Annotated in this window: 17 protein-coding genes; 11 read left to right on the plus strand and 6 right to left on the minus strand. The window is 65.8% G+C overall.

The window, feature by feature from the left end; translation table 11 throughout:
• Nucleotides 1-320 precede the first annotated feature (320 nt).
• The 5 genes from ABD301_RS01750 (at nucleotide 321) to ABD301_RS01770 (ending at nucleotide 4059) form a co-directional block, all read left to right on the plus strand.
• A complete protein-coding gene (locus ABD301_RS01750; RefSeq protein WP_163571983.1) occupies nucleotides 321-560 on the plus strand; it encodes a hypothetical protein in 240 nt (79 codons plus the stop codon).
• Complete coding sequence (locus ABD301_RS01755; RefSeq protein ID WP_163571984.1) at nucleotides 560-898, plus strand: hypothetical protein; 339 nt, start codon at nucleotides 560-562, stop codon at nucleotides 896-898. The genes ABD301_RS01750 and ABD301_RS01755 overlap by 1 nt, the downstream gene beginning before the upstream one ends.
• Before the next feature lie 277 nt (nucleotides 899-1175).
• On the plus strand, nucleotides 1176-1493 hold the full coding sequence (locus tag ABD301_RS01760; RefSeq protein WP_163571985.1) for a hypothetical protein: 318 nt from the start codon (nucleotides 1176-1178) through the stop codon (nucleotides 1491-1493).
• A gap of 181 nt (nucleotides 1494-1674) precedes the next feature.
• The gene (locus ABD301_RS01765; RefSeq protein ID WP_344306468.1) at nucleotides 1675-1986 is read left to right on the plus strand and encodes a hypothetical protein; all 312 of its coding nucleotides are present in this window, start codon (nucleotides 1675-1677) and stop codon (nucleotides 1984-1986) included.
• A gap of 96 nt (nucleotides 1987-2082) precedes the next feature.
• A complete protein-coding gene (locus tag ABD301_RS01770) occupies nucleotides 2083-4059 on the plus strand; it encodes an SUMF1/EgtB/PvdO family nonheme iron enzyme (RefSeq protein WP_344306470.1) in 1977 nt (658 codons plus the stop codon).
• Here ABD301_RS01770 and ABD301_RS01775 read toward each other — a convergent pair.
• Nucleotides 4039-4470, minus strand: coding sequence for an NUDIX domain-containing protein (locus tag ABD301_RS01775; protein ID WP_163568058.1), 432 nt, complete (start codon nucleotides 4468-4470; stop codon nucleotides 4039-4041). The two genes, ABD301_RS01770 and ABD301_RS01775, sit on opposite strands and share 21 nt — an antisense overlap.
• A 47-nt stretch (nucleotides 4471-4517) precedes the next feature.
• On the opposite strand from ABD301_RS01775, the gene ABD301_RS01780 reads away from it, so the two are divergent.
• A complete protein-coding gene (locus ABD301_RS01780; protein ID WP_163568059.1) occupies nucleotides 4518-5363 on the plus strand; it encodes a glycosyltransferase family protein in 846 nt (281 codons plus the stop codon).
• Between the two features lie 279 nt (nucleotides 5364-5642).
• On the opposite strand, the gene ABD301_RS01785 is transcribed toward ABD301_RS01780, so the two are convergent.
• Nucleotides 5643-5930 carry a hypothetical protein gene (locus ABD301_RS01785; protein WP_163568060.1) on the minus strand — a complete coding sequence of 96 codons (288 nt, stop codon included), beginning with the start codon at nucleotides 5928-5930 and terminating at the stop codon, nucleotides 5643-5645.
• Nucleotides 5931-6347: 417 nt separating this feature from the next.
• Entirely contained in the window at nucleotides 6348-6719 is a 372-nt protein-coding gene (locus ABD301_RS01790; protein WP_344306475.1) for a hypothetical protein, read from the minus strand.
• 3 nt (nucleotides 6720-6722) lie between these two features.
• On the opposite strand from ABD301_RS01790, the gene ABD301_RS01795 reads away from it, so the two are divergent.
• Nucleotides 6723-7142, plus strand: coding sequence for a hypothetical protein (locus ABD301_RS01795; RefSeq protein ID WP_344306477.1), 420 nt, complete (start codon nucleotides 6723-6725; stop codon nucleotides 7140-7142).
• A 580-nt stretch (nucleotides 7143-7722) separates the two neighbouring features.
• Nucleotides 7723-9237: a tyrosine-type recombinase/integrase gene (locus ABD301_RS01800; protein WP_344306479.1), complete on the plus strand. Its 1515-nt coding sequence runs from the start codon at nucleotides 7723-7725 to the stop codon at nucleotides 9235-9237.
• A gap of 210 nt (nucleotides 9238-9447) precedes the next feature.
• Here the strand turns inward: ABD301_RS01800 and ABD301_RS01805 are convergent, their stop codons facing one another.
• Nucleotides 9448-9999, minus strand: coding sequence for a hypothetical protein (locus tag ABD301_RS01805; protein ID WP_344306481.1), 552 nt, complete (start codon nucleotides 9997-9999; stop codon nucleotides 9448-9450).
• Between the two features lie 323 nt (nucleotides 10000-10322).
• Nucleotides 10323-10562 carry a hypothetical protein gene (locus tag ABD301_RS01810; protein WP_163568064.1) on the minus strand — a complete coding sequence of 80 codons (240 nt, stop codon included), beginning with the start codon at nucleotides 10560-10562 and terminating at the stop codon, nucleotides 10323-10325.
• A gap of 271 nt (nucleotides 10563-10833) precedes the next feature.
• Between ABD301_RS01810 and ABD301_RS01815 the strand changes: the two genes are divergently transcribed.
• The 3 genes from ABD301_RS01815 to ABD301_RS01825 all read left to right on the plus strand — a co-directional run bounded on the left by ABD301_RS01815 (nucleotide 10834) and on the right by ABD301_RS01825 (nucleotide 14837).
• Nucleotides 10834-13758, plus strand: a complete 2925-nt coding sequence (locus tag ABD301_RS01815; protein WP_344306484.1) for a tetratricopeptide repeat protein — start codon at nucleotides 10834-10836, stop codon at nucleotides 13756-13758.
• A 99-nt stretch (nucleotides 13759-13857) separates the two neighbouring features.
• Entirely contained in the window at nucleotides 13858-14382 is a 525-nt protein-coding gene (locus ABD301_RS01820; RefSeq protein WP_344306486.1) for a hypothetical protein, read from the plus strand.
• Complete coding sequence (locus ABD301_RS01825; protein ID WP_163568069.1) at nucleotides 14376-14837, plus strand: hypothetical protein; 462 nt, start codon at nucleotides 14376-14378, stop codon at nucleotides 14835-14837. The genes ABD301_RS01820 and ABD301_RS01825 overlap by 7 nt, the downstream gene beginning before the upstream one ends.
• Before the next feature lie 120 nt (nucleotides 14838-14957).
• Here the strand turns inward: ABD301_RS01825 and ABD301_RS01830 are convergent, their stop codons facing one another.
• Nucleotides 14958-15146: a hypothetical protein gene (locus tag ABD301_RS01830; protein WP_344306488.1), complete on the minus strand. Its 189-nt coding sequence runs from the start codon at nucleotides 15144-15146 to the stop codon at nucleotides 14958-14960.
• Between the last annotated feature and the right edge of the window lie 60 nt (nucleotides 15147-15206).

Consider the following 15206-nt stretch of genomic DNA (forward strand, 5'->3'; position numbering starts at 1 on the left):
TGTGTCTGGGTGTGGCGTATCGCCCACGGGACGGTCCCGTCTGGATTGGTGAGCCTGTGCTGGGACTCCCAAGAGCCCTCGGTGTCGGTTCTGACATCCATCGGCCAGGTTCGTCGGATCCACGGCCACAAGGGTGCGACTGAGCTGGTTTGGATCGACGATCCGCCCGGCAGGCGCGCACCCGAACGCGCGAAGTCCGTCAGTCGGGAGGCGGCGGTGACCTCATAGAAGCACCGAGGCCGGGTACGGGGCTCGCCAAAGACACCCGCACCGGCCTCGGTTTCCTACTCGCCCGCATCGTTGAGGAAGGGGCATGTCCAATGATCTATGACGACCTGCGCAAGGCGCAGGCGGCCGCCCGAGGAAGTCGGGGGACGCCGGGCCGAGACGAAGTTTTGCCGCCGCTGTACAGGCAGGTTGAGGCACTGGTCGGCCTACCGGCTGGCCGGGAGTTGTCGCTGGTGAAGGCCGAACCAAAACCCGCACTGAAGGAGGACTCCTGGCCCGCTAAGGGCGCGCCGGTTCAGCCTGCCGCGGCGATGCGGGCCGAGGTGTCGTGATGGCGACCGTGCCGTTTCACGCGACCGCTGTTGCGGGCCGTCCGTGCCCAGCCGATCGCGGGCGCGCGAGTGTGGCGGTGTTGGGGCTGGGCGACGTACGCGCGGCCTCGCCGGTCCAAGCGCTATGCAGCCACGATCCCGACACGGAATTCGCCTTCCATGTCGCGCGTACGCGCAATGGTTTGACGACCGCGTTGGCCGCGTCGCGCTGTCTGCGGTGCCGTGAGCCGATCATCGGCATCGACGCCAACGGCGACGGCAACCCTCCGCACGGCTGGATGACCACGGCCGAGTACGCGCGTCGCCGTGTGCCGCCGTCGCGCAACTCGTTGATCTGACCTGTGCGCTGTCGCGACGGCCGTCACGAACCCATCGGGCTGTACGTCCCTGGCTGCGGACTTGAGGTCTGGGTTCCGGCAGGTGGATGGGTCGATCTGATGGCTGCACGCTGCCGCCTGTGTCAATGCGCGCTGGTCGGCCTTCGGGCATGGACGACGCCGTCTGAGTCATGGGTGCCGCTGGTCGAGCTGTTCGGCCGGCCGCACGAACCGCACGCCCACCCGTTCCCTTGGCCGTTGGCCTGAGGGATCTGTTCAACTGCGAAGGGGATCGTCGATGATCCGCTGTCCTGGTCACCAAGTCGTGGCGCCGAGTCGGCTGCACGCGGAGGCCGTTCTTGAGGGTCACGTCGACCTGCTACGTGGTACCTGCGATGACTGCCAGCTGACAGTGGTCGGAATCAACGTCGGCAACGGCCGCGACGTGGTCTGGTTTCCCGTCGCCGAGATCGTCACCCACCAGCGTCACTATCAGCGGAAGCTCGCTGGTGCCGCACCACTTGATCCGCGATTGACCAACGGCGAACTGCTGCCGACCCTCCTTGCGGAGGGCAAGGTCGCTCTGGCGGCGGCAGTCACCGGACGCGGCGCATGACCAACTTCAAGCTCCCCGTCAGCCGTACCGCTGATCGCTGCGGCGGCGGGTCGAAGGGCGGTAGCGCTGCAACGGTCGGGCCGGGGTGGTGGGAAAACAACCAGCCTGCCCGTTGCGGTGTTATCGCCCGGCCTTTCTTCGAATACGAAGGAAAAATGCATCTCCCATGTCGTGTAGCGACATGAAAGGCCAACCTACTCCGACGCTGCGCAGCAGGACGATCCTGCGCGGCGTCGGGCGGACGGTGTGGCGCGTGTGGTGGCGCTCGTACGGCTGGCTGCGCCGAGCACGGGCCGGAAAGCACCATGATCGCCTTCTAGCTCGGCGCTGCGCCGAAATCGACGCCCAGGTCAGGGCCGAGGCCGAGCACCGCGCAGACGGAGCCAACTACGTCGACTGGATGCGCTGGCCGGCCCACGAGTTCCGCCGTCAGCTAGCCAACTACCTGAAACACCGTCGTTTCCTCAGAAACCGCGACGACCGCCCGGCCTGACCGGCTCGGCTATGTCTGTTTTCCCGCCGGACGAAGAGAATTCGGAGCCAGTTCGATGCGAATACCTCACCACTCCAGCTCTGGCCGGAGGTCCGCATGACCACAACCCCTGCCGACGGCACCGCAGAGGAATTAGCGGCCCCGGCAGTGCTGGTGATCGACGAGATCGACCAGCGCGTCCAAGCGGCACGTACCGAGCACGAAGGGCATGGCGGTGCAATCCAGCCGCCGCTGCTCGTTCTGGGCATCAGCGAACGGGTCGGCTCGAACTGGCTTACAGACACCCTGCAGCCGGTGTTGGCCGCCAACAACGAGCCGCTGCGGCAACAGATCAGCGCCCAGCACCCCCTGTCCACGCTCAACCCGGCCATGGCCGCGCTGCATGACCTGCACTCCGCCGACCTCGACGAGGCAGGCCAGCCAGGACAGCCGTGCGAGTTCAGCGGGCTCGGTCAGCATTGGCTGGCTGGATTCGTGGCCAGCAAGTACAGCTCGCCGCGCCAGTTAGTCAAGGAGACCAACCTGTATTTCGGCGTACCGAACCTGCTGCGCATCTTTCCCGACGCCCCGATTGTGGTGCTCACCCGCTGCCCACTGGGTGTGGCCAGCTCATTCGCGCGCGGCCGATTGTGGCAGCGATGGCGCTACCCGGACCGCTACGACCAGCTCGCACAGCTTGCCCGCCGACCCGGACACCAGCGGTGGGCAGCGATGCTGCCCCGAGACAGCCCGTCGGATCTCATCGGCATCACCCGCCTGGTCGCACTCGGCGCCCTGATCACCGCCGCTGCCGTCGCCAGCCGGGCGTATGCCCACGTTCCGTACGAGCAGCACGTGCTCAACCCGTCCGGGTGCATGGCCGACCTGGCGCCTTTCCTGGACATCGATCCCGAACAGCTCACCACGCTCACCGCCACCGCGCCAACCCGGCCGGCGATCGGGAAATCGACAGCCGCCAGCAGCCAGCGAGACGACACTTTCACCACCGCGACACCCAGGCCCACCCTGGACGCGGTCCTGACCGCCGAGCAGGCCCAACTGGTCGACGACGAACTCGCCGCCTGCCTGACACGTGCCGCGGACCTGGTCCAGGCCGGTCTCGTCGACGCCGACACCTGCGCCCGGGCGCAGACCTGGCTGGCAGGAGCCCACCTCTATCGGCTCACCCGTTCACGCAGCCGGCGAACCATCCGCCGCCGTCCCGTCTGCGTCCCGCCGGTCGACCCGGCGTACGTCACCTCCCACCCACCCGTTCGCCCGACAGAGCCGATCGACGATCCCGATCCGCCGCCGCCGAGCACGGACCCGCGCCGTCCGGTCGAGCCTGTCCGCCCGGATCCGCAGTGGCGCAACCTGCTGGTCACCAACGTCGAATTCGCCGAGCTGCTCAACCAACTGGCCGACCTCGGTCTACCCAACACCCACACCGGGACCCACCTGCTGCACATCCCGATGCCGCACGAACGGGGCGGCCGGATTCACCTGCACCCGGCCACGAAGCAGTGGACCGTCAGCCGCGGCTACGAGCACCACCCGGCGTACTGGGTGACCTGGATCGGCGCCGCGGCCTTCGCCGCCTGGACCGGTGCCCGACTGCCCACCCGCGCCGAGCTGCACCGCCACACCCTGGGCGCCGAACCGACCAACACCATGTACGCGGTCGGCGACGTGGTCGCCGCGACCGAACCCGGCCGCAGCCAGCTCGACATCCACCACCGGGTCGGCAACCTGCAGACCTGGTGCGGCGACGGCCCACCCGGCGGCCGCCACCAGCCCGTCGCGAGGTACCTGTTCGGTGCCGCCTGGAACACCCCAGCCGGCCGGACGGCCATCACCGCCATTCGATCCCGCCAGCTGCTCGGCGGCTCACGCGGAATCGGCTTGCGCCCTGTCCGTGACACGGAAAACCGGACGCTGGAGACCGCCGAGCTGGCCGGCGGGCTGTGGCGCTGGATCCACAGCCTCCGCGACCGAGCCCAACCGCTGCAGACCCTCGACCAGACCGTCCTCGACCTGCTCGCGCCCACCGCCCCAGCCTGCGGTCGCGGCGGGTCAGCCCAAGCCGATCGCTGACTTCGGCCCCATGTACGAACCCGCGCCCGGAAATCCATCCTGGCACAGCTGCACGAAACGCTCGCTGAACCCGCGCCCCGGCAGGTCAGCGATCGTCACGAATTCCACTCCTCTGATCGGTCGGGAGTCCTTACCGGGCTCACCGGCCCCGACTCGGCCGCCGACTCGGCGAGCCTCGAAGGTGATGTGAACAACGTGCGCCCCAACGTGATCACATACGTACAGCATCCGGCCGACCTCGACAACGACGCCGGCCTCCTCCCGGACTTCCCGCACCAGCGCCTCGGCGAGGGTCTCGCCATCCTCGACCTTCCCGCCGGGAAGGCTCCAGGTGCGATCGCCATCGGTGTCCTGGTCCAGCAACAGAATCCGGTCGTCCTCGATGACGATCCCGGTTACGCGGATATGCACCCAGCGACCGTAGCAAGCCGCTGGTCCGCAACAATGGCGGTGACCCGGTGACTACCGAACGTGTCGCACATGTGGTCGTCGCCGCGGGTGGGCTCGGCACCAGGGCCGCGAGCTGGTCCCAGTTCCTGCCCAAGGAGTTCTACCCCGTGCAGGGCCGGCCGGGCATCGCGCACCTGCTCGACGAGATCGCCGCCGTCGGTCCGGCGCGAGCCGCGATCGTCTACCACCCGTACTACGAAACGTTCGTCCGCTGGGCACGCTTGACCCTGTCGGCCGGTGCCCAATATCGCTACCGGACGCTCGCGCGGCAGCCTGTTGCGATCCGCTCGGCTTGGGCCGACCTTGATGTCATCTTCGTACGTCAGCGCGGCGACTACGCCGACATCACCTCCGTACTCAACGGCGCCGCCACCCTCCACCCACCCGGTGACCTCTACCTCGCCTTCGCCGACAACCTCTACCCAGCCGCGCCGCCGATGCCGATGCTGGCCGCAGCAGCGGCGGACACCGTCACCGTGCTGGCTCGTCCGTTCGACCTCGACGCGGCCGCCCATCGCGGAGTGATCATCTGCCCTGACACGACCGTCAGCGGCCGTCCCATCATGACGTCCTTGATCGAAAAACCGACCCGCGACCAGGCGGTCCTGCTCCTGGACCGGTACGGCCACAACGGTCTACGACTGATGGAAGGTCGCGCCCGGCTCACCCAAGACTTCGTGGAACATCTCCGGAGCGAACCTCCCACCGGTCCGATCCACGAACCAAAGTTGTCACTGGCTTTGGCGTCTTACAGCCGCAAACGACGCGTCGAGATCCTGACCACCACCGCGCCGGTCATCGACCTCGGAACCACAGAGGCGGACTCGCGCCTCGATCCATCGCACTGCGGCTGACTTCAAACGCTTGGAATCCGACGGGTCCGTAACACGAACGGTTCGGTGATTAAAGGCGTCGGCGGCCCCACGCACTGAGGAGCCATATGGGAGTGTGCGCCGATGGCCGCCGGGATCATGATCGACCGTGACGGTCCACGCCGCCACGAACGTGCTGCAGGGGCTTGAAAGAGTTCGGCCGGCTGCAACTGAGCCCACGTAGTGCCCGACGGCGTGCCAAGCGGGCTCGAGATGGCACATTATGGCCACGATGTCCGATTCGGCGGGTAGAGTGCTCCTCTATCCAAGGCTATCTAAGGAGGGCTGTTCAAAATGGCGTTGCGACCACCGTCCCCATCCGAGCCGAGTAGCGGCGAGCTCGCGCCCCTGGTTGCCGATATTCAGCAGGCACTGACCGAACTGGCGGCGGTCAGTGAGAAGGAACGACAGTCCGTCGACATGGCTCGCCTGGAAGCCGAGCGGGCCAATCAGAATCTGGTGGACGTACAGACGGCCGCCAACCAGCGGATCGCTGCCGCACAGGAGAAGTTCGACGATGCTTATCGCCAGGCGGCTGCTGTTGGGCAATGGCCCGCCGCGGAACCTGGGGCACCGCGGGCACCAGCTGGACGACAGCGTCGCTCACACCACAGCAGCACAACCTCCTCAGCGACCAAGCGGACGCGGACACCCCAGTCAGCCATGAGCGGCACCGCGGACTCGCCGCAACGCAAGGTGCCATCTGACGCTGCTGCTAACGCCCGCCCATCGGTGTCAGCATTGTGAGCAGGTCTCCCACATGACTCCGGCATTAAGCGCGCCGCACCAGCGCCTGAGCCCTTGACCAGCAGCCTGGAGTGCGGAACGTCGACCGACGCCGCATGGCATCACCGCGGCGTCACGGCCGTCGCCGGTCGGCTCGGTATCCCCCGCCGGGGTTTGGTTGGTAGGTCTACACCCACGACGCTCCGATTTCCCCAAGACCGCCGGTCAGTGGCACCGGTCTCAGGTGCTGGGAGTCGGTGGTGTCGTGTTGGCGGATCCAAGGCGCGGCGCCGCGACTGATGGGCCGACCAGCGCGGCGGTTAGCCAGATCATCGTCGGCACTACCAGTGGCCCGAGCTCCTCGAAGGCGTCATCGATCGTCTTGTGCCATGGGTGCGCTTGGGTGACCGACGAACCCGCCGAGGATGACGGCGCGGTGATTGCCTCACTGCCGAGACTGTTGACGATCAAGGTAGTAGCGGCGGTTGGCGGTAGGTCGTAGCCGGCGGTGTGAGCCAGCCGGTCAGGATCGCGAACATCTCGATCGTCAACGCCGTGGAGGCGTCGGCCTCGGAGTTTCGTTGGTTGCGGGATCGGCGGTGACCTGTCCATCAGATGGAGTGTGGCGACAACGTCGCGGTCGTCAATAACCACCTGTTCGAGCACATCGGCGGCATCGTCGTCGATGATGTCTTCGTCGTCCAAGCCATCGGGGTCGTCGTCCCATTCGCCACCGGCGGCTTGGATCTCGTGTCATTCGACTATCTCCAGGTACGTCTGAACCTCGATGGCAGAGAACAGGTGCTGGTTGGCGTCCATGACCTGGTATGCGGTCTTCCGCCACGCCTTAACCCGGGTCGATGCCTGCTTCGGCGAATCCGTCGTGAGCTTGTCCAGGTGTTCCAGTCCTTAGGTCATCGCGGTTGGCGCGTCGGCGGCCGCGTCGGGGTCGAGGATCAGCGAATCGCTAGGGCCGGACTCGCGGCCGAATTTGTCTCGGAACGCGTCCCGTTGTTGCTCCAGCGCCCCCGGTGAGTTGCCGGCCTTCAGGCGTTTCGGTCGACAACAGGTGTTCCTCTTGCTGATGTAGATCGGCGGTCAACCGCCGTTGTTCGGTGTGCCGGCGGTCAGCCGCCGCCTTCAGTTGGTGCGGTGATTGCTTCCTCGGCATCGGCGGCATTCTCCACGAATTGACTCGACATCGTTGACGATGCCAGGGCAGCGGGTGCGCGTTGGCCGTCGGCGGCTATCCAGACTGTCCGTCGCGCAAGTATGTGTGCCGGAAGCATGCGGTCGAGCTATCGATGTACAGCTGGACGAATGACAACCGCTACTCGGAATGAGAACAGCCGCCACCGAGAGCCGCCGGACAAGGAGAAAGGCGGCCGTCGTGAACCCTGCGGCCAACAAATCGACAATGCGATATTTGTCTGTGGCGGGGCACTTGGCGCGCGCTGATGAGCCCAGTAGGGTGCAGTCCGCGGCGCTTGGATGTGCGTCGCTCGACACATTTAACAGATTCCTCCATCCTCCTCGTTCCCGAGCTTCCTCGTTCGGTGCCTTTTGGTCGCGATATCGAGGATGCAGCGATGTCCTGTGTTTCGACGTTAGTCTCATGCGTGAAAGGGAAAAGCAAATGGCATCCGGATCAGTAACAAAGCGTTGCACCTGTCGCGACAAGAAAACCGGTCGCGAGTTGGGAGCGCAGTGCCCAGATCTCGGAAAGAAGCGCCATGGCACGTGGACAGTTCGCCAGGAACTCGCGACTGGGGCGGACGGGGAACGACGGTTGTTTCGTCGCAAGGGATACGACACGCAGACTGAGGGGCAAGTTGATCTGGACCGCGTGAGGACAATTCTCGCTATTCCGGATCCGGGAGACGATGATGCGATCGATAATGTCGCCGCGCTTTTGGCGCGGGTCTCTCGTACCCGCGAGCCTCTGCCGGACGCCGAGACCGTTCGTCGCCTGTTGAAGACGCCACACATTCTCAACGCCCATGTAATAGTGGCTGATTATCTGGACATGTGGTTGGCCAACCAGCGAGGTAGGAAGTCCGGAATCAAACGCTACGAGATGGACGTGCGCTGTCACCTCAAACCACACCTTGGGCATGTCCGTCTGGACAAGCTAAGCATCGGACACGTCATCGACATGTTTGATGCGATCAACGAAGCCAATGATGCCATCGCCGCGAATAACGCGATCCGCCATGAGATAAACGCCAAACGCAAGACGGCAAAGTCTCGCGCCGAATCACGGGCGCTATGTGCGGAGTTACGCGAACTTCCGCCGTTTCGGCGAACCACCGGTACGTCTACCCAGAAGCACATCAAAGCGACACTTCGTGCCGCGCTGAACAGGGCCATCTCCCCATACCGGTTGATTACCTTCAATCCGGCGGCTCACGTCGAGATCGCCGATGACGGCCGGTCAGCGAAGGCTCTGGTGTGGACCGACTCGCGGGTCGAATACTGGGAGGAGACTGGCCTCACGCCGTCTCCAGTGATGGTCTGGATGCCAGAGCAAGTTGGGCAATTTCTTGACACTATCGTTGACCACGAGCTATACGCGATGTGGCATCTAATGGCCTACCGAGGTCTGCGGCGAGGTGAAGCCTGTGGGGTGAGGTGGATGGACCTCAACGAGATAGAGGAATCGCTGACCATCGCCACGCAGCTCGTCCAGGACGGGTGGGACATCGTAGAGTCAGCACCGAAGACCAAAGATAGCCACCGAACGATAGCCTTGGACGCCAAGACCCTCGGAGTCCTTCGTCGACACCGCAAGCGCCAGCTAGAAGCCCGCATGGCCGCCGGCGAGACTTGGACCGAGACTGGTCGGATATTCACGAACGCCGACGGCTCCCTTCTGCATCCAGGAAAGATCAGCAAGCAGTTTAACCGTCTTGTCGAATTCTCCGACCTACCACCGGTACGTCTGCACGATCTCCGACACGTGGCGGCGACCATTCACCTGGCCGCGGGGGTCCAGATGAAGGTCGTCCAAGAAATGCTCGGCCACAGCAGCGATCGGGTCACCTCGAAGTTCTACACGAGCGTCCTTCCCCAGCTCGCAAAAGCTGCCGCTGAGAAAGGCGCCGCGCTCATTCCTCGCAGGACAGCATAGAGCCGCTTTGCCAAGCATCGTCGATGCTGACCTGTCCGCCGCAGGCGTGTGACTATGCGGATATGTTTTTCTTCTATTGCACTGAAATCGCCGTCGGAGTCCGCGACTGTAATCGAACCTCAGTCACAGACCGCGCGGCAGCGATTCGAAGGTGCCTGCGAGGCTTATCAGAATCAGATCCGGCTACCGCCCGACGGGAGGTCCGGCGTATTACCTGTCGGAATCCTTGGCGTGGCCACGGCCGATCGTTATGTGCTGCTCGGCTGTTGGGGTGGGCAGCCAGAACACCGTACGGCTGACGTCGTATCCGGCCTCACGCAGTATCCAGCCGACCGCTGTTTCGGCTTCGTCGTCGGACGTTGCCCGGCGTGCCAGGAACGCCACTTCCTGCGCCGCGGTGTTGGGATCCGAGTCCAGTGCCGCGTACAGGACTTCGTATGCCGACGCCGCCATGTGCGCGCGTTCTATCAGGTCGTCCTGTCCATCGGGTACTGGTTCGCCAGCATCCTCGGCTTGGCGCTGTCGGTTCCACAGTTTGTCGTGAGCCGAGTTGGCTATCTTCGCTTGCTGCCCGACCCAGGCTCGCAGCTCGGTGTCGCCGAAGTCTCCGGTGTGCACCGCGGTCAGCACCTCGGCTCCGCGGTTCACCGTCACTCGTTCGGTCACCAAGACGATCAGTGACAGTGCCAGCCGCCGCTGGACCTGCGGGCCGGCGGACTCGATCTGCCGGGAAAGCTCCGGACGTAAGCCCGCGTACCTCACTGACGTGGTCCTTTCTTCGGATCCTGGCATGCTCCCAGTCGTACGGCAGGTGGCGGCGGACCGTAGGCCAAGGGCGGTTCTGGTTCTGGCTGACCCGGCGGCCGCTGCGCGAGCGTGGTCAACGGGTTGGTCCGCTCCCGACGCAACACCGGCTGGCACCGCCTCCAACACACGTTATACGCAGCGGCCACCGACTCTAGCCGGATGCCGTCGAATTCATCTGGCTCCAGCCCATCCCGCACCGCACGCTCGTTCCGCAGACAACTGGGAACGCGAGGTATTCGAAGTTGTCGAATCCTGGGTTGCCCCATTTCGGTGTTGGGCTATGGATTCTGTCTGGTGTTGTGGCGCCGGAGGAAGTTCAGGATCAGGGCGAGGGTGGCGCGGGCGGCGTCGCGGCGTGTTTTGGTTTTTGCGTGGGCGCTGGTGAGTGCGAGCCAGACGATCAGGGCTAGGAATACGCCGCCGCCGGTGGCTGCTGCCACGGGCAGGTGAGTCGCGGTGAGCAGGCCGGCGCCCGTGGCGATGGCCCGGCCGAGCATGGACACGATGTTGCTGGTCATGCTGTCCACTGAACGTAGGTGGGCGTCCGGTGTGGTCCGGTGCCAGAGATCGGACACCGCCGGACGGTCAGCGGGACACGTCGACGGACGCGCGGTGTCAGGCGGTTGACCGGACTGCGACCATAGCCATGTGGACGCCCCGCCACCGTCATCGCAGCGCCCGGAGTTGGTTGCTGCCCTGCGCGGGCTCCGGGATCTGGTGGGTAGTCCGTCGTTGCGGGCGTTGGAGGCTGCGGCGGCCCGTGCGGGTCGGTCGTTGCCGCGTTCGACCGTGGGCGATCTGCTCAACGACGGCAAGCCGGCGTGGGCCACGGTCGAGGCGTTCGTGCTGGCATGTCAGCAACACGCTACGAGCCAGCGGCTGGCGACGCCGGAGGGCTCGTTCGACCCCGCCGGGTGGCGCCGCAAGTACAAGCATGCGCACGGGCCGACCAGCGCTTTAGCCGATGCTTCGCTTCACGCAACGGGGGCGACCGCGCCGCCGGTTTCCCGACGACCGGCGGGTGCGGGCATTCACAGCACGGTTGCGGGTTCTGTCGAGCCGGTCATCTCCGCCGGACACATTGAAATCATCGGGTTCGGCGACACCATCCGGATATCGCAAACGGCCGCCGGTGCCCATGTGCCGACGCAGCCGTTGACGGGATTGGTCGAACTGCCGTTGGATGACGGAGATCTGCCGGCGATGCGGGATCTGGACCCGTACCAATTGGGAGCCTCACCGACCGAGTTCGGTGACCGTGACACTTACCGCCAGCAAGACCAGTATGTTCCGCGAACCCGCAATAACGTTGACGACGTACTTCGCGACAAACTCGTGCCCGGACGGCTCGTGGTGGTCGTTGGGCCATCGAAGACAGGCAAGACCAGGACCGCGTTCGAAGCCGTCCAGGAGCGTTGGCCCGACGCCCGTGTCCTAGCCCCCGTTCCCGCGCTCGGTCAACTGGCACGCCACCCACGAATCGAAGGATCGACCGATCTATTGGTGGTGTGGCTAGATGACCTGCAACGGTTCCTGACCACCACGGACGCCCTGACTCCGGCCGTACTGGTCCAGCTCACTGCCCGCCCCGGACCGACCCTGCTCATCGCCACACTGCGGCGGGAGGAACGAGACCGCCTCACCGCCGACACTGGCGAGCTGACCCGCGACACCCGCCAACTTCTCAACGACGCGACTGTCATCGAACTGGGACCGACCAGCGACGACGACAAGGAACAAGCGGCCGCCCGAGCCGCCTACCCGTCCGCGGATCTGTCGATCGTGGGACTGGGCGAACGATTGGCGGGCGCGCCGCAGCTGCTTCGGCAATACCGCGACGCGCAACCGATTCTGCTCTCAATCGTGCAAACCGCGATCGACTGGGCACGGGTCGGCATGCAGCGGCCGATCCCCGCCGACGACCTCACCACCCTCGCCCTCGACCGCCTCTTCCACGACCATCCCGAACTTGACCCCAGCGATGCCGACATCGCAGCTGCGCTCCACACGGCCCGCATGCCGCCGCGGGGTGCTGGAAGGGTCGCCGCGCTGCGTACCGTGCCGCTGGCTGACGGGACACGCGGATACCGCGTCTTCGACTACCTCATCGCCCAGGACGACAACCAAACTGACGCCCCGCGACCCATCCCCACCACCTTCTGGGACCAGGCCCTCCAGCGCGCCAACCCAGAAGACGCGTTCACCATCGGCATCACCGCCTACGAACGCAGCAATCTGCAGATCACACGATCAGCCTGGGAAATCAGCGCCACCGCCGGCAACACCGCCGCCATGGTCAATCTTGGCGTTCTGCTGTCCGACTATCTCCAGCCGCCGGACTTAGACCGAGCGTGTGTCTGGTATGAACGCGCCGCCACTGCCGGTCACACCGACGGGATGGTTGGCCTCGGCAATCTGCTGTCCGACAGTGTGCGGCCGCCGGACCTGGAGGGAGCCCGCACCTGGTACGAACGCGCCGCAACCGCAGGCAACACCGACGCCATGAACAACCTCGGCAATCTGCTGTGCCACAGTGTGCGGCCGCCGGACCTGGTGGGGGCCCGCACCTGGTACGAACGCGCCGCAACCGCAGGCAACATACTCGCCATGAATGCCCTGGGTTTGCTGCTCGCGTACGAGCTACAGCCGCCGGACCTGAAGGGAGGACGCAACTGGTTGGAGCGCGGGGCCACCGCCGGAGACACCGACGCCATGAACAACCTGGGTGTCCTGCTGGCGTACGAGCTACAGCCGCCGGACCTGGAGGGAGCACGTGCCTGGTTGGAGCGTGCGGCCACCGCGGGAAACGCCGACGCCATGTTCAGTCTCGGCGTCTTACTGGCCGGTAAGGTGCGGCCGCCGGACCTGGAGGGAGCCCGCTCTTGGTACGAAGCCGCCGCAACCGCCGGAAACACCAGTGCGCTGAACAACCTGGGTATCCTCCTGGCCAGCCAGATGCAGCCGCCGGACCTGGAGGGGGCCCGCGTCTGGTATGAACGCGCGGCCACCGCTGGGGACACCATCGCGATGGCAAATCTGGGGGGCTTGCTGGCCGGTCAGGTGCAGCCGCCGGACCTGGAGGGGGCCTACGTCTGGTACGAACGCGCCGCAACCGCCGGAAACATCGGTGCCATGAACAGCCTGGGCATCCTCCTGTCCAGCAAGATGCAGCCGCCGGACCTGGAGGGGGCACGTGGCTGGTACGAAGCCGCCGCAGCCGCCGGGAACACCAATGCTATGAACAACATAGGAGCCATGCTGGCCTATCAGGTGCAGCCGCGGGACCTGGAGGCAGCGCGGACCTGGTACGAACGCGCCGCTGAAGCCGGCCACACCCTTGCCATGAACAGCCTGGGCGTCCTGCTGTGCCTCGAGGTGCAGGGGCCGGACCTGGACGGGGCGCGGACCTGGTACGAACGCGCCGCTGACGCCGGAAACACCGACGCCATGGTCAACCTCGGCAATCTGCTGTCGGATCAGCTGCAGCCTCCAGACCTGGATGGGGCACGCGCCTGGTACGAACGCGCCGCCAACTCCGGAAATACCAACGCCATGGTCTGCCTCGGCATCCTGCTGTCGGATCAACTGCAGCCTCCAGATCTGGGTGGCGCACGCGCCTGGCGCGAACGCGCCGCCACCGCTGATACAGACGGTCGCCACCCTGAAGGATCGAGGGTGCCTATTACTCCCAACACCGCCCCGCCCTCGACGTAGGACGACGGCCAGAACGCATTCGCATTCCGTGGATCGGGCCCGCAGGGCGGATTCCCTGATGGTCAGCGGCACGACGTTGCCGGGTGGCATGCTGCGGGCATGGACGGAGGTGAGGGGCTCGACGAGCTGGGCCGACAATGGGCTGCCTATCTTGAGCGAAAGGCCGCCTGGTTCCAGGATCTGATCCCACAGCCTGGCCCGACCCGTTCGGGCCGGTGGCCGTCGCGTCCCTGCGTTGCGTTCGGAGTAGCGAAGAGTCAGGCCGGCGCGCGGCAGGAAGTGATGGCGATGTCCGGCGACGGGTACATTCCGCGGCAGATCAAGAAGCATCTGTCGACCGAGGTGCGGGCCACGTTGCCAGATGATGTGTCGCTGGATGCGGAGCGGCGGATGATCGCTTACACCGACTTGGCGGAGCTGCCGTTACCGCCCGGCGAGGACGAGCCGTATCCGTTGAGGGGGTTCCGGTTGGAGTCGATCGCGGCCGGTTATCGGATCTGCTACCAGTGCCAGCTGGCCATGCAGCAGGCTCAGGTGCTGCCGGCCAGCGCGGTGGCTCCGCCGCCGGCTGGTTATCCTGCGATTTTCCGCACGCCGAGGAGAGGGATGGAACCGTCGTGGTGAGCCGTTTGCGGATGGGCGACCGGGCTGTGGCCGACCGCATCACCGCTGCAGGGCAGTCCGCCCAGCGGCAGGTCGCTGCCGCGGTCACCGCCTACGTGTTGAACCTGGTGCCGATCACCGGCGCCCAGGAGTTGCTGGCCGCTCTGAGCGCTGGCGAATACGGCGACTCTCCGCTACGGCAATGGCTGGAGACGCAGGGCGACGAGGCCGACAGTGAACGCCTCATGCGGGAGGAAGACATCCAGCAGGCCCAGCAGGACGGGCGCGACATCACCCGGCTCGATCAGGAGCGGCGCCGGTGGCGCAATGTTGCCCGCGCCCACATACTCGCTTACTACGCGCTGGATCCCGACTCCGATGAGGCCGCCCAAGAGGTCGTGTACGAGGCCAGCTTCATCCTGGACAAGTCCGACCTGACCGCCCTCGTGCAGGCAACCCTCAACGGGCAGCGCTAAACGCGCTGGTCACGCACGGCGACAGTGCCGCTTACGTGCTCATGCGGTGCTGCCAGGGCCTCCTTGTCGAGCCGTGCCTTGGCGCGCTTGTGGGGTAACGCGTGAGTACATCGACTGCGGTCAGCTCGGGTCTCGGTCGACCGGCCGAGCCAGCCGGCCAGCGACGTACGTTCCCCAGGGGCGCCCGGCGAGGACCGACCATCGATGGGCGGCCTGGTGGGAGAGGCCGAGGAGGTCAGCGGTGACTGCCGGTGGCAGGCTCCCGGCCAGGTGCAGCAGTGCGGATTCTCGGTAGTCGCTGGGCTGCATGCCCAGACGCTGGAGCCGGTGGGTGATGGTGCCGGGTAGGGCTGGTCGTCCGGGCTGCAG

Source organism: Fodinicola feengrottensis (assembly GCF_039530045.1).
GTDB lineage: Bacteria > Actinomycetota > Actinomycetes > Mycobacteriales > HKI-0501 > Fodinicola > Fodinicola feengrottensis.

Excerpts from the sequence above, each read along its gene's own strand:
- ABD301_RS01750 (WP_163571983.1), top strand. The coding sequence starts at position 321 with ATGATCTATGACGACCTGCGCAAGGCGCAGGCGGCCGCCCGAGGAAGT.
- ABD301_RS01755 (WP_163571984.1), top strand. The coding sequence starts at position 560 with ATGGCGACCGTGCCGTTTCACGCGACCGCTGTTGCGGGCCGTCCGTGC.
- ABD301_RS01760 (WP_163571985.1), top strand. The coding sequence starts at position 1,176 with ATGATCCGCTGTCCTGGTCACCAAGTCGTGGCGCCGAGTCGGCTGCAC.
- ABD301_RS01765 (WP_344306468.1), top strand. The coding sequence starts at position 1,675 with ATGAAAGGCCAACCTACTCCGACGCTGCGCAGCAGGACGATCCTGCGC.
- ABD301_RS01770 (WP_344306470.1), top strand. The coding sequence starts at position 2,083 with ATGACCACAACCCCTGCCGACGGCACCGCAGAGGAATTAGCGGCCCCG.
- ABD301_RS01790 (WP_344306475.1), bottom strand. The coding sequence starts at position 6,719 with ATGGACAGGTCACCGCCGATCCCGCAACCAACGAAACTCCGAGGCCGA.
- ABD301_RS01795 (WP_344306477.1), top strand. The coding sequence starts at position 6,723 with ATGGAGTGTGGCGACAACGTCGCGGTCGTCAATAACCACCTGTTCGAG.
- ABD301_RS01800 (WP_344306479.1), top strand. The coding sequence starts at position 7,723 with ATGCGTGAAAGGGAAAAGCAAATGGCATCCGGATCAGTAACAAAGCGT.
- ABD301_RS01810 (WP_163568064.1), bottom strand. The coding sequence starts at position 10,562 with ATGACCAGCAACATCGTGTCCATGCTCGGCCGGGCCATCGCCACGGGC.
- ABD301_RS01820 (WP_344306486.1), top strand. The coding sequence starts at position 13,858 with ATGGACGGAGGTGAGGGGCTCGACGAGCTGGGCCGACAATGGGCTGCC.
- ABD301_RS01830 (WP_344306488.1), bottom strand. The coding sequence starts at position 15,146 with ATGCAGCCCAGCGACTACCGAGAATCCGCACTGCTGCACCTGGCCGGG.